Annotated in this window: 11 protein-coding genes; 6 read left to right on the top strand and 5 right to left on the bottom strand. The window is 62.6% G+C overall.

Annotated elements, in window-relative coordinates; genetic code table 11:
• On the bottom strand, positions 1-361 hold a 361-nt coding region (locus VF515_12605; GenBank protein HEX7408476.1), incomplete at its 3' end, for a hypothetical protein.
• A 334-nt stretch (positions 362-695) separates the two neighbouring features.
• Between VF515_12605 and VF515_12600 the strand changes: the two genes are divergently transcribed.
• The 4 genes from VF515_12600 to VF515_12585 all read left to right on the top strand — a co-directional run bounded on the left by VF515_12600 (position 696) and on the right by VF515_12585 (position 6768).
• Positions 696-2024 (top strand): VCBS repeat-containing protein, encoded by a 1329-nt coding sequence (locus VF515_12600; GenBank protein ID HEX7408475.1) that lies wholly within the window; start codon positions 696-698, stop codon positions 2022-2024.
• A 114-nt stretch (positions 2025-2138) separates the two neighbouring features.
• Positions 2139-3878, top strand: a complete 1740-nt coding sequence (locus VF515_12595; GenBank protein HEX7408474.1) for an ABC transporter ATP-binding protein — start codon at positions 2139-2141, stop codon at positions 3876-3878.
• Positions 3875-5740 carry an ABC transporter ATP-binding protein gene (locus tag VF515_12590; GenBank protein ID HEX7408473.1) on the top strand — a complete coding sequence of 622 codons (1866 nt, stop codon included), beginning with the start codon at positions 3875-3877 and terminating at the stop codon, positions 5738-5740. Before VF515_12595 ends, VF515_12590 begins: the two co-directional genes overlap by 4 nt.
• An 11-nt stretch (positions 5741-5751) precedes the next feature.
• On the top strand, positions 5752-6768 hold the full coding sequence (locus tag VF515_12585) for an aminopeptidase (GenBank protein HEX7408472.1): 1017 nt from the start codon (positions 5752-5754) through the stop codon (positions 6766-6768).
• Here the strand turns inward: VF515_12585 and VF515_12580 are convergent.
• From VF515_12580 to VF515_12570, 3 genes are all read right to left on the bottom strand, one after another.
• Positions 6765-8534: a hypothetical protein gene (locus VF515_12580; GenBank protein HEX7408471.1), complete on the bottom strand. Its 1770-nt coding sequence runs from the start codon at positions 8532-8534 to the stop codon at positions 6765-6767. The two genes, VF515_12585 and VF515_12580, sit on opposite strands and share 4 nt — an antisense overlap.
• A gap of 3 nt (positions 8535-8537) precedes the next feature.
• Entirely contained in the window at positions 8538-9299 is a 762-nt protein-coding gene (locus VF515_12575) for an ABC transporter ATP-binding protein (protein ID HEX7408470.1), read from the bottom strand.
• Positions 9300-9623: 324 nt separating this feature from the next.
• The gene (locus VF515_12570) at positions 9624-10733 is read right to left on the bottom strand and encodes an acetate/propionate family kinase (protein HEX7408469.1); all 1110 of its coding nucleotides are present in this window, start codon (positions 10731-10733) and stop codon (positions 9624-9626) included.
• A 195-nt stretch (positions 10734-10928) separates the two neighbouring features.
• Here VF515_12570 and VF515_12565 point away from each other — a divergent pair, with 195 nt between their 5' ends.
• Both VF515_12565 and VF515_12560 read left to right on the top strand, forming a co-directional pair.
• A complete protein-coding gene (locus VF515_12565) occupies positions 10929-11306 on the top strand; it encodes an Hsp20 family protein (GenBank protein HEX7408468.1) in 378 nt (125 codons plus the stop codon).
• Positions 11303-13795 (top strand): ATP-binding protein, encoded by a 2493-nt coding sequence (locus VF515_12560; GenBank protein ID HEX7408467.1) that lies wholly within the window; start codon positions 11303-11305, stop codon positions 13793-13795. The genes VF515_12565 and VF515_12560 overlap by 4 nt, the downstream gene beginning before the upstream one ends.
• A gap of 18 nt (positions 13796-13813) precedes the next feature.
• Here VF515_12560 and VF515_12555 read toward each other — a convergent pair.
• Positions 13814-14368 (bottom strand): NMD3-related protein (locus VF515_12555; protein HEX7408466.1); only part of this gene is annotated, 555 nt, incomplete at its 5' end.

Here is a 14368-nt window from a genome sequence, read left to right as displayed (position 1 = left end):
TCCCCCATCGACGCCCGAGGCTGGCAACCCAATGTGTCGGCTGCTGACGCGTCAGCCAGATATCGAAATCCGTCTCATTCCACTGTGGTGGATTGGTACTTGACGGCGGAAGACTGGGGTTGACAGGAGCAGCGTTCACATAGAAGCAGTGAGCATGCACCATTGAATTACTCATGTTCCCAATCTGAATGATGGTGTCACGCGTTCCATCCCAAACCACCTTTGGGAAAACGATAATGGAACCACCACGCTCCGTGGAAACGTCATTGACGCTCGCGGAAGCGATCCCTGCCAAGGGCAGCAGTCCAACCACCGCTATGCCCAACACCCACAAAACCCGAACCGGCTTCACCATGTACATTCGCTTTCTCCTTTCCCTGCCGGAGAATTCACCGCTACTGACACAACCTCGAAGCTTACGCTCCACCATACCTCGCACCTAGACCTCACCGTTCCGGCACTAACGAGCCGGGCTAGAAAGCTCCGTTTTGATACTGCAACGGCCGGGCCTTGTCAAGCGAAAAGCCCGACTTTTGACCAAACTTTGAAGTTGGCAAGACCAAAAACCGACTTGAGGCCTGTTCCAGCGGTAGTTGCTTGACGGACCCGAGGTCGTCTGGTAAGCAGCCGACACGCATTTTTCAGGCCGGATGGTCTGTTCCTGACAGGTCGCGCAAGGGGCAAGAGGAGGTTTGATGAAGATCTTGTGGAATCGCGTCTCACTTCTATTAGTTGTTGGGGTTCTGGCCGTGGGATGCCAGAGACTGATTCCGTCCCCGAAGCAGACCGTGCCACCAGCACCAATGAATTATGCTCCGGCGCGGGATGGTTTGCCGACTGGGAAGATCTGGAAGAGCCAAATTGCCTTTGGGGACATTAATGGCGATGGCTTCCCAGACATCGGGGCGGTGTCGCGCCTGGCGGATGGTCCGTGGATTTGGCAAGGCGACGGCAAGGGACACTGGACCGATGCTTCGGCTGGATTGCCGCGCGAAAACTTTTGCGGCGGCGGCATGAAGTTCGGTGACATCAATAACGACGGGAAGATGGACGTTGCCATCGCCGACCATTGCCGGGGCGTTTTCGCTTATCTCGGCGATGGGGCGGGACACTGGACCAATGCCTCGGCTGGCCTTCCGACAGTTGGTTCGGAAGATGTCGCCCTAGGCGACTTCAACCACGACGGATGCCTCGATATCGTGATCGTAGCCGCCGCAGAAGAGGGCGTCCGCGTTTTTGACGGCAACTGCAAAGGGGTCTGGAAAGAGAACTCCAACGGGCTTCCGCACTCGGAATGGGGCAATTCAGTCAAGGTGGCCGATGTGGACGGCGATGGCAACCTCGACATTGTCGCCGCCTATTCGGCGGGCCCGCGCGTATGGTTGGGCGACGGCAAGGGCAACTGGCGCGAAGCGTCCGAAGGACTTCCCGCCCCCGACATCCACGGCCTGTACTGGGGAATTGATGTCGGAGATGTGAATGGCGACGGCAAGCTCGACATTGTCACCGGCGCTGCGATTCCCGGAGTGGAGGTCTTCATCCAGGAACCGGGACCGAAATGGCGGAAGGCCAACGAAGGGATCGTGCCGATGAACGCATTGGGGGTTGCCTTCGGTGACCTCAACAACGACGGCAAGATGGACCTGGTGGCGGTGGGCAAGACGAACTTGGAAGAGATCGGCGGCGTGTATGGCGTCTTCCCGTTCTTGGGTGATGGTGCTGGCAACTGGAAGCTCATCGACAATAGCGGCCTCCCCATGACCGGACGCGAGCGAACCTGGGGTGTTGGACTGGCGGATATTGACAAGGACGGCGTTCTCGACATCGGCGTCGCCTTCGGCGATGTACTGTCACCCTCTTGGCGTTCTGGCCAGGCGAAAAGGGCGGCAGAGGCGGCAAAGGAAAAGGGGAAGGGGAAGAGCGACAGCGCGGCCAAGTCGGAGCCCGCAGACAAGTCGCACGCCCCGGAGCGCGGCATGTTTGGCTCCATCGAAGTCTGGCGCGGCCAGCTCATCGGTCGGTAGTACAGTCCTTCAATTCTGCGGTTCGAAGGGCGGAGGGGCGTGATCGCTCCTCCGCCCTTTTTGTTTGGGCCAGCCAAGATTGCATAAGCGGCGCGTTGTGGGATTATGAACTCCATGCGCCGTTTATTGGGGTATCTGCTGCGCTACAGGTGGCGCTATGCTGCCGGCGGCGCGTGCTTGCTGGCCACGGCGACGTTGGCCATGGCGGTGCCGTATCTGCTGAAGCGGGCCATTGACGCCGTCGGCCACGGAGCAGCGCCGTCGCAGATCACCACCTACGCGTTGTGGATCATCGCTATCGCCATTGTGCAGGCAGTGGTGCGCACGTTCTCACGGACACTGATTTTCAACGTCGGGCGCGACGTCGAGTACGACCTGCGGAACGACCTCTTTGCGCATCTGCAGAAGCTACCGCTGGCCTACTACCAAGAGCAGCACACCGGGGATCTGATGTCGCGCTTGATCAACGACGTCACCGCGGTCCGCATGCTGCTCGGGCCTGGGATTCTCAACTTTGTCAACACGCCCGTCTACTACGCCTACGGCATCGCCATCATGCTGACACTGGACGTGCGTCTGACCGTCGCGGCGCTGCTCTCCTATCCGCTGCTGTTGCTCGTGGTCAAAGGCTTCAGCCGCCGCCTCATGGAGCACACGCTGCGGGTGCAACAGGGCCTGGCGGAGATGAGCAGCAGCGTGCAAGAGAATCTGAGCGGCATGCACGTCGTGCGCGCCTATGCCGGCGAGGATCGCGCGACTGCCGCTTTCGCCGAGCTCAACCGCCACTTCAAGGAAGAGAGCCTGCAGTTGGCGCGCGTGCGCGGTCAAATCCTGCCGGTCATGAGGACCGCTGCCAGTCTCGGAACGCTGGTGGTGCTGTGGTATGGCGGCCTCGGAGTGATCAGCGGCCGGCTCAGCCTGGGCGATCTGGTGGCCTTCATCGGCTACCTCAACCTGCTGGCCTGGCCGACGATGGCCATGGGCTGGATGCTTTCCGTCCTCCAGCGCGGGCGCGCCGCGATGAGTCGGCTGGCGTACATCTTCGATGCCGAGCCTGAGATCTGTGACGGGCCGGGGATCGAACCGCTCCCGGCCGTGCGCGGAACGGTGGAGTTCCGCGACGTGGACTTCGCCTATCGCACCGCCGGCAACGGCCACCAGGTCCTGGACCGCGTATCCTTTCGTGTGGAGCCCGGTCAGAAGCTGGCGCTGGTCGGCCGCACCGGTGCCGGGAAGAGCACCATCGCCATGTTGTTGCCCCGAATGTTCGACGTCAGCGGCGGCCAGATTCTGGTCGACGGACGCGACCTCCGCTCCTTACCACTGGCCCAACTACGCCGCAGCATTGGTTTCGTTCCGCAAGATCCGTTCCTGTTCTCCACGACGGTACGAGAGAATGTGAGCTTCGGGCGCGAGGGGGCAACGGACACTGATGTCCGCTGGGCTACGGCCGTCGCCGGCGTGGCGGATGACATCGCATCCTTCCCGCGGGGCTACGACACCGTCGTCGGCGAACGCGGCGTCACGCTATCCGGCGGCCAGAAACAGCGGCTGACGTTGGCCCGCGCCGTGCTCACCGATCCGCGCATCCTCATCCTGGACGATGCCCTTTCGAGCGTCGATACGCGCACCGAGGGCGCCATTCTCGCCGCGCTGCGGGAGGTGATGCGTCAGCGTACCAGCATCATCATCGCCCACCGCATCTCCACCATCCAGGAAGCCGACCTCATCGCCGTGGTGGATGACGGCCGCGTAGTGGAGGTAGGTGATCACGCCTCGCTGCTGGCACGCGACGGACTGTACGCCGACCTCTTCCGGCAACAGCGGCTCGAAGAAGAGCTCGCCGAGCTATGAGCGCCACGACAATGCTCCCCGCAGACGCCGCAGCCGCACCCGAGCAGACCCTCGGCAAGGCGTACGATGCGCGCCTGATTCGTCGCCTGTGGAGATACATCCGTCCGTACCAACGGGACTTCTGGCTGGCGATGGCGTGTCTGCCGGCCACCTCGGTGTTCGTCCTGGCGCAGCCCTACATCTTGAAGATCACCATCGACCGGTACATCGCACAGCACGACGCCAGCGGCATCGGAACGATGGGGTTGTTGTACGGCCTGGCCGTGGTCGGCGAGTTCACCTTTCTCTACCTGCAGTATTACTTCACCATGCTGGTGGCGCAAGAATGCCTTGCCGACCTGCGCGTCGACATCTTCGCCCATGTGCAGAGATTGGAGGCGGCATTCTTCGACCGCAATCCGGTGGGTCGGCTCGTGACCCGCATGACCACCGACATGGACGTGATCAACGAGATGTTCGCGGCCGGAGCCATCACGATCTTGATGGATGCGGTCACCCTGATCGGCATCGCCACCATTATGCTGACGATCGATCTGCGGCTGGCCCTGGTGGCGCTCTCGCTGCTTCCGCTGATGCTGGTCGCCATCAACTTCTTTCGCCTCAAGGCGCGCCATAGTTACCGGCTGATCCGCGAGCGCATCGCGCGTCTCAACGCCTACCTGCAAGAGGCAATCTCGGGGATGTCGGTGATTCAGCTGTTCGTACGCGAAGAGCAGACCTTTGACGAGTTCGACCGGCATAACGATTTGCATCGCGAGGCCAACCACTGGTCCAACGTCTACGAAGCCACGCTGTTCTCCCTGGTCGAGGCGGTGAGCAGCATCTCGTTCGCCCTCATCGTCTGGTACGGCGGTCACCAGATCCTCGGGGCGACGCTGGCGTTGGGGACGCTAGTGGCGTTTATCGAGTACGTCCAGAAGTTCTTCGTGCCACTGCGCGACTTCTCTTCGAAGTACGCCGTGATGCAATCGGCCATGGCTGCGGCCGAGCGCGTCTTCCAGTTGCTCGACACCACCCCGGCAATCGTCAGCCCTCCCAAGCCGGTTGCTCTGGCCGCCCCCCCGGCTTCCCGCACCCTCGGGCGCATCGAGTTCGACCGGGTGTGGTTCGCATACAAGCGGGACGAATTCGTCTTACGTGATGTCTCCTTCAGCGTCGGGCCGGGCGAGAAGATTGCCATCGTGGGCGCCACCGGCGCGGGGAAGAGCACCATCATCAAACTCCTGAATCGTTCCTACGACGTACAGCGCGGCCGCGTACTCGTGGACGGCATCGATGTGCGTGACTGGGACCTCTCTGCCCTGCGGCGAAGCATCGGTGCCGTGGCCCAGGACGTTTTCCTGTTTTCCGGCAGCGTCGCGGAAAACATCCGCTTGAGCCGGCCGGAGATCAGCCTCGATCTCGTGCAGCAGGCTGCGCGCCTCGTGAACGCCGACCGGTTCATCGAGCGCCTACCGCACCAGTACGACGAGGTTCTACGCGAGCGCGGCAGCAACCTGTCTGCCGGCCAGCGCCAGCTCCTCTCCTTTGCGCGGGCGCTGGCGTACGACCCTGCCATCTTGGTTCTCGACGAGGCCACGTCCAGCGTCGACACCCAAACCGAATTGCTCATCCAGGACGCTCTGGAAAAGCTGTTGCATAACCGCACCGCGGTGGTCATCGCCCATCGTCTGTCGACCATCGAGCGCTCCGACCGCATCATCGTGATGCACCACGGCCAGATCCGCGAGATGGGCTCGCACAGCCAGCTGCTGGCGCTTGGCGGCCTGTACGCGCGCCTGCACGCCTTGCAGACGCTCGGACACGAAGACGTGGCCCGGAGAACCGATCTGGACGCCAAAATCGCTGAGGCTGCAAAGTGAGGCTGGGTTGGTTGATTCTCGCTTTCTGTCTTTCCGCCTGCTCCCCAATCTATGTGCTGCGGGCGGGGTACGAAGAGGCCAAGATCCTTTGGCGCCGACAGCCCATCGAGGAGCTGCTGCAGCGTAGCGACCTCGATGCGGAGACGCACTCCAAACTCGAACTGGTGCTGGCCGTGCGTGCCTTTGCCCGCGACACCCTACATCTCAAAGCCGACAGCAGCTACGCGACGTTCGCACGGGTGGACGCCAACCAGGTGGTGCACGTGGTGTCAGCCGCCTACCGCACACGACTGGAACCGTATACCTGGTGGTTTCCGATCATCGGCCGCGTGCCGTACATAGGCTACTTCTCGAAGGACTCGGCCGAGGCCGAAGCCGCCGAGCTCGAAGGTGACGGCTACGATACCTACGTACGTCCCTCGGTCGCGTTCAGCACCTTGGGCTGGTTTGCCGACCCGCTCCTCTCCAACCTCCTGCGCTACGACCGCGTCACGCTCGCCAACGTGATCATCCACGAACTGCTGCACAATACCAGTTACATCGGTGGCCACGCCGACTTCGACGAGTCCTTCGCCAACTTCGTCGGCACCCGGGGCGCGATGGCGTTCTTCGCCGAGCGTGGCGACACACCGGCCTTGCAGCAAGCCACCAGCGTCTGGGATGATACCCTGCTCTTCTCCGAGTTCCTCGGCCGCTTTGCCGCACACCTGCGTGACGCGTACGCGTCCGGGCTCAGCACCCCCGAACGCCAACAGCTGTTCAGCGGCGGACAGGAAGAGTTCCGCCAACTCGCCTTCCGCACGACACTGTACTCGGAGTTCGGAACGCAACAGCTCAACAACGCCGTGATTCTGCATTACCTGCTGTATGCCGACCGGCTGCGGGAGTTCGACGATCTACTGCGACAGGAGCAAAACGACCTGGCGCGCACGGTTACGACCGTACTGCAAGCCGTTCGCGCAAACCGAGGCGACCCATTCGCCGCCGTGGAGAATGTCCTGCGTAGCCCTCTGGTTGCAAGGGATTAGGGCTCGATGGCGCCCAGCCTGCGAATTCCATAGCGGGTGGACACAACAAACACCCCTACTCCCAGAGCCAGTGCCGCGGCGAAGGAGCCCACGACGCTCGCCTGCGCGAAGCCAGAGAGGGGCGTGCCATACAACCGGCTGGAGAAGAGCGCATACACCGGCCAGGCCTCCAGCACCACGACCGCCCCGATGAAGGACATGCACAGGATCATGTACACCAGGCCACCCATCCCGGCCGCAACTTTGGATGGATTGTCGGCATCGAACTTCGGAAACGCCGCGCCCACGGCCAGCCCAAGACTGACGACACCGAAGGTCAGGCCGAAGAGCGTGAGCCCCGACAGCCACATCATGAACGGAATCACCCTCAGGTAGTAGTTGGTCGCCAGCACCAACACCTCGCCCAGCACGAGGAGAGGGACGAGGCCGACCCAGAACTTACTCCACCACAGCCGGCTCAACACCAGCGGCGCGGTTTTCACGATCCAGAACGAGCGGCCTTCGAGGCTGATCGACGGCAGCACGAAACGCACCGCGACCGACGTGGTCACGAACCCCGCGAGCGCGAGGTTGAGAAAGGCAATCACGTTCTTGAAATAGAACGTGACCAACGGACTGCCCTGCAGCGGCAGGACACTGAAATTGTAGATGTACACGGCAGCCAGGGCGAGCAAGAGAATCAGCTGCGACCACTGGCTGGTGTCACGAAAGAAGGTCTTCACCTCTTTGATCATCAGCAACCGCGTTTGCGGTGCGAACGGAACAGTGAGCAGGCGCACCGCCACTTCCCAGGCGGCCCGCTGGGTAAATCTGGCTTTGCGGCCTTCCTGTGCCTTGCTCAAGCCCGGCAGAAAGAGGCGGCCCATGAGCATCTCGCACACCGTCGTGAACGCCGCCGCCGTGCTCAGCAGGAGCAACAGATAGAACAGCGCCGAACCGCTTTCGCCCTTGAGGAGAGGGTGCAAGATCTCCGCCGCCCACGTGCTGGGCAAGAACGGTGATGACGGCGTCTGCATCGCAACGAGGAATTGGACGAAACTGGCGAAGGCCTCGGGATTGACTAGACGCTCCGGCTGTAACATGCGGAAGAGCATATACAGCACCGCCACCATCACCACCGACAGCAGCACCAGAATGTCGCGTGTCCGCCGCGCCGGAAACACGTTCACCAGGATGCCGGTCACGGCGATGCCGATGGCCGCTGCGATGACGAGAAAGGGGGGCAAGGTCACAACCGTCGCCAGGTAGAAGAGCGGCCCGGCGCGATGGGCAATGCCATAGGCCAGAAACGCCGGCACGGCGAACGCCAGGACCATCCACGACGACTCGATGATCGTCTCACCAAACCGCGCATAGAAGAGCGTGCTGCGGCTGAGCGGCGCCGCCACCAAACGTGCCAACTCGCTCGACAAGAAAAATGTCGAAAGCGCTGTGATGATGTTGGAGAACAAGAGGATGGAGAAGAAGGTCAGCAGGACCATGCTCAGGAGTTTGTAGGTGAGCACCGGACCGAAATCCGGCACACTAAGGAAGTAGCGCAGGACGCGGTAGAAGAACACGAAGATCGCGACCCAGAACCCCACCCCGAGCGCGCCGAAACATGCCAGTAGCGTCTTCTCTCGCCGGTCGAGCCGGCGGGCCTGATTCCGTGCGGCACGCCAGCGAGGCGACAGCAGCAACCACAGCTGGGCGCCGGGCCATGGGACGCGGCCGGCCGCAAGCGTGGCCGCTGCTTCACTGTTGGGGAACGAGGTCAGAGACGGCACGGCTCACGCCCGCAAAGCGGTGAGGATCTCGGCGACTTCTTCACCGCCCGTCAGCTTCAGAAAAACCGATTCCAGCTTCGAATTGGAATGTGCCCCCGCTTGCCGCCGCAGCTCATCGAGCGTCCCGACGGCAATGAGCTGGCCCTGGTGGATGATGCCGATGCGATCGCACGTCTCTTCCGCCACCTCCAAGCTATGGGTGGACATGAAGATGGTGACGCCGTCGCGGGCCAGCTGGCGGAAGGTGCGTTTCAACAGTTTGGCCCCGCGCGGGTCCATACCTACCATCGGCTCGTCGACGATGAGCAAGCGTGGGGCGTGGATCAACGCGGCCGCCATCACCAGCCGTTGCTTCATGCCGTGAGAGTAGCTTTCGACCAACTCCGTGGCCCATTGCGTCAGGTCGAACATCTCCAGCAAATCATCGCGGCGTCGGGCTGCAACGACGGGCGACACGCTATACAGACCGGCGACGAAGTCGAGAAACTCCGCGCCCGTCAACTTCTCGTACATGTGTGGGCGATCCGGCACGAATCCGCACAAGCGCTTGGCGGCGATATCCTCTCGCGCCAAGTCGTGGCCGCCCAGAAAGACTTCTCCAGAAGTGGGCCGGAGCAATCCCATCATCATGCGAATGGTCGTCGTCTTCCCCGCCCCGTTGGGGCCGAGAAAACCAAAAATTTCCCCCGCCTCGACGTGCACGCTGAGGTCATCCACCGCAAGCGTCGCACCGTAGCGTTTCGTCAGATGTACGAGTTCGATCATCGGCTAATCCTGTCGTGCGGCCTGGCATTGTGCAATATCAATGCCCCGCGAGGCCCAGCCCGTGTCCTCATTCTACACGTTGCGAACCCGCGCGTTTACGTCCAGAGAATGCCGGGAACGACACGGCGGCACAGCTTCACGAACTGTCCGACCACTGACTTGCAGAAGCGGCTCACAAGCCGTGGCTGCCATTGCACGGCAGCCACGGGTTCGTGCACGAGTACCCGAGTCGCTGTGACCGGCGATTTTCGCCCATGTGCCGCGGCGCCTCCTTCGTTGCACACTACAGCTTGCGTTGCGGGCGCTGTATCCGCAACGGTTGCTTCACAGTTTCTGAATCAGCCTGGCGACGCCGCGCGCAATCTGCGTCTCCTCGTCCGTTCGGACGACGTAGACTGGCCGGCTGGCTTCAGTGGAAATCCGCCCCGGTTCGCCGCGCGCATTTCGCTCGGGATCGAGGTCGAGTCCCCACGCCGTCAGTCCTTCGATCACTCGGCGCCGGATTTCAGCGGAGTTCTCGCCAATGCCCCCGCCAAACACCAACGGCGCCAAGCCGCCGAGCAGGGTGAAGTACGCCCCGACGGTCGCGACGATCCGCCGGACGAACAGCTCGATGGCGAAGGCCGCGCGCGCGTCCCCATCCGCTTCCGCACGCAACAGCAGACGCATATCCTCCATTCCACCGACGCCCAGCAAACCGGAACGCCGTGTAAGCAGGTCTTCGACTTCGTCAACGGCACGTCCTTGGCGCAGCAGGTAGAGTACGAGGGCGGCGTCGACATCACCCGAACGGGTGGACATCATCAGGCCCTCGAGTGGAGTGAAGCCCATCGAGGTTTCGATCGATGCCCCCTGTTTGATCGCACAAGCTGAGCACCCGTGGCCGAGTTGCAGCGTCACCGCGGTCACCTCACTCAGCGGGATACGCTCGCCCTCGGCCACACCCTCGGCGAGCGAGGCGTGGGCGATGCCGTGAAAGCCGTAGCGAAAAAGGCCGAGCGATTCGGTCAGGTCGGGCGGCAGCGCGTAGTGCAAGGAAGCACGCGAGCGGTGGGCGTGAAAGGCGGTATCAAACACGGCCACCATGGGCCTGCCCGCCAGCTCCGAGCGCGCCACGCGGATGCCGGCGAGGGCGACGGGATTGTGCAGCGGCGCCAAGGGAACGAGGGCTTCGATCCCGGCCTCGACCTCCGCGTCGATCAACACCGGAGAAGTAAATTGCCGTCCCCCATGGACGACACGGTGGCCGATCGCATCAACCGTGGCGCTGTCTGCTCCCACCTGCTTGATCAGCTCCGTGAACAAGTGAGCGACCTCGCGGCCACTGCTGGCTTCGACCATGAACCGAGCCCGCACCGTCACGCGGTCGCCCACAGCTTCCGCGAGGGCAGCCTTCACACTTCCGGTACCGCCGTTGAGAATGAGGATACGCATGGGATGGCTTATGGCTTGGCTTATGGCGCGAACACCATGAGCGATATGCCACACGTAACTTCTTATCACGGCAGCGGCGGATGAACACCCATGGGCGTGCAGATCGCATATTGTCCGAACCATAAGCCATCTGCCATACGCCATCTGCCAGCCACACCGTTGCCACCGCTTGCACTCGGTGATAACCGTTAAGCAATGCCACTGCCTTCCGTCCTCGATGAGATCAACCGCTTATTCGATGAGCTGATCCGTCGGCCCTGGGGAACCGCCTCGCGTCAACTGGTACCGGCAGAGTTCCGCGAGGTTGAGGACGGATGGATCGTCAAACTGCCCGCCGAGGGCCTATCCGCTGCGGACCTCCGGATACAGGTCCAGGGGAACTGGCTCACCGTGACCGGGCATCATCGGCAGTCACGGGAACGCCAGCACGGCAAGGGCGGTTGGAGCCACACGCAGCAGGAAATCTCGCTGCACCGGACGATTGCCCTGCCGGTGGGCACGGACCCTGACCACATCGACGCAAAGATCGAAAACGCCACCCTCTCCATCCACATTCGCCGACGAAAGCCGTGACCCCCACCGATCGCGAGGGACAGGACCTGAAACCCGCTGCCGCGCAGCGCCAGCTCTCGGCTGATGAGGCCGCGTTTGCAGTGCCGCCTGCGGAACTGGGCTTCGCCACGACCGCTGACATCGGCGCCGCGCCGGATTGGGTTGGGCAGGAACGGGCGTTGGCCGCCCTCGAACTGGGTCTCGGCGTGAACCATGCTGGCTACAATATCTACGTGTGCGGCCTCGGCGGCACCCAACGCGAGCAGACGTTGGCGGGATTACTGACCGAGCTGACGCGCAACGTCCCGCGCCCCGGAGACCGCGTCCTGGTGCAGAATTTCCAGAACCGCGACCGGCCACGCGCCTTCTATCTTCCCGCCGGCCAGGGGAAAGAGCTGCGTCGCGACTTGCAGGAACTGGTGGAGGACCTGAAGCGAGCGCTTCCTGAAACATTTCGCAAGGAGACCTTCGAAGAAGAAAAGGAACAGCTCGCTGAACGCTACGGGCACGAGGGCGAGGAGATCGCCAAGGCACTCCAACAACGCGCGGCCGAGAAAGGATTCGCGCTGCAACCGCACCCGCAGGGCGGCATCATTTTCATCCCCCTCAAGGAGGGCCGGCCGATGGAGCCGGAAGAGCTGCAGAAGCTGAGCGAGGCGGAACAAGACGATCTGCACCAGCGGGAGCGCGAGGTGTCACGCGAGGTCAAGACCATGCTCCGCCGGCAGCAAGCCCTCGGGCGCCGGTTGGCGCGCGAGGTGAAAGCAGCGGAGCGGCGGGTCGCCGCCAACGTGATCAACCCACTGGTCGAAGAGATCGGCCAGCGCTACGGCAGCGAAGTACAGCAGTATCTCGCCGATCTCCGCGAGCACATGCTGGATAATCTCGACAGCTTCCGCGAGCAGCCGCAGCCGCAAGCGCCGTTCCCGTTCCCCGGCATGTTTCCCGCGCCCGCGCAGGAGGGCGCGCTGATTGATTACGAGGTCAACGTGCTCGTGGACAACAGTGCGATCTCGGCGGCACCGGTGATTATCGAACCGTCGCCGGCGTACAAGAACCTCTTCGGCGCGGTCGAACGCATGGTCGATCCCTCCGGGAAACTGGTGACCAATTTCACCCGCATCAAAGCGGGATCGTTGTTGCGCGCACACGGGGGCTGCATCATCATCAACGCACTCGATGCGCTGTCCGAGCCACTGGTGTGGCGCTCTCTCAAACGGTGCCTGAAGAGCGGCGAACTGGAGATCGAAGCGTACGACCCATTCGCCCTGTTTGCCGCCACCACGCTCAAACCGGAGCCGATCCGCATCTCCACTCGGGTGATTTTGACTGGACCCACCGAGCTGTTTCAGCTCCTGTATTTCTACGACGAGGAGTTCAGCGAGATTTTCAAGATCCGCGCTGACTTCGGCTACGAGGTCGGCGGCCAGGAGTCCCGGCGCAGCTTCTGTGCCCAGGTCGCGCGCATCGTCCGCGAGGAGCATCTCCCGCCGTTCACCGCCGCAGCCGTTGCAGGCCTGATGGAGTATGGCGCCCGCCTGATCAATGACCGGCGCAAGCTGCCGAGCCAATGGCATCCCGTGGCCGACGTCATGCGGGAGGCTGCCTTCTGGTGTGGCAAAGAGGAACAGCAACAGGTCGACGCCACCCACGTCCACCAGGCGCTGGAGCAGCGCATCTTCCGGCTCAATCGCTATGAGGAAAAGCTGCGCGAACTCATCCGTGACGGCACCCTGCTGGTCGATGTGGACGGCAGCAAGGTGGGTCAGCTGAACGGCCTCGCCGTCGCCAACATCGGCGGCTATGAATTCGGGCGCCCGTCGCGCGTCACGGCAGCCGTTTCCATGGGCCACCAAGGCATCATCAACGTGGAACGCGAGGCACAACTGAGCGGCCGCACGCACGACAAAGGGGTGCTGATCATCTCCGGTTACCTGCGCCGCGCCTACGCGCAGGATTTCCCCCTCAGCCTGTCCGCCAGCTTGTGCTTCGAGCAGTCCTACTCGGGAATCGAGGGCGATAGCGCGTCATCGACGGAGCTCTTTGCCCTGATTTCTAGTCTGACTGGCGTACCCTTGCGCCAGGATCTTGGCGTGACCGGCAGCGTCAACCAGTGGGGCGAGATTCAACCGATCGGCGGCATCAACGAGAAAATCGAGGGTTTTTTCGCGACCTGCCGCGAAGTGGGTCTCACGGGCCGCCAAGGCATCGTCATGCCGGTACAGAATCTGCCAAACCTCGTCCTGCGCCCCCAGGTCATCGACGCCATTCGCAACGATCAGTTTCACATCTACCCGATCCGCACCATCGATGAAGGGCTGGAAGTCTTGACCGGCGTCAAGGCCGGCAGCATCAGCGAGGAAGGCACGATCCACTATTCGGCGGCGCAACGCTTGCGGCGGCTGGCAGAAGGCCTGCGGCACTTTGTGGCGAGTCCACCAGCGCAGAACGCGACACCGAGCACACCGCCCTCGACTCCTCCACCACCGCAACCACCGTCCCCAAAGTGACGCAGCGCGGGCCGGCCGTCAGCGCCGCGAAGACGATACGCGGGCCAGGTCGTCACGCTGCCACACCGCAAACAAACTGCCTTCATCGGACCACTGGTACGAGGCGCGACCACGAAACGTCTTCTTCAGCTCGTGCACGATACGGTGTGCAAGCTTTTGCGAGGTAGTCAGGACCTCGATCTCGTCACCGCTGCGCTCCACGGATACCAGCTTGCGTTGCGGCTGGGTGAAGTCGGCACGTTCAACAACGTTGTCGATGCGTCGGCGGATCTCGGTTTCGTTCGCCGCCGCATATGCGCCCCGAATCAGGACCCGCCCGAAATACTCCACCGTACGCACTTGTTTACAGGCCGGGCACACGGCCCAGACGGCACGCGACAGGAGTGCGTGATTGGCCTTATGATCCCGCCGCCACGTTTGCCGAGCGAAGATCGCCCCGCAGCGCTCGCAAATCGTCGGCTCCTGCGGTCGTCTTGCGGGGTCCCCGCCAGCAGGCTTCTTCTCGCTCCGTGTTCCCTTGCGATTGAGGCTCCGAATCAGACCTTTTCCTTTGTTCATCATCCAGTTCCTCTC

The sequence above is a fragment of the Candidatus Binatia bacterium genome (assembly GCA_036382395.1).
Lineage (GTDB): Bacteria > Desulfobacterota > Binatia > HRBIN30 > HRBIN30 > JAGDMS01.
The sequence above is the reverse complement of the archived record's forward strand: the minus strand, read 5'-3'. Positions and strand labels throughout refer to the sequence as shown.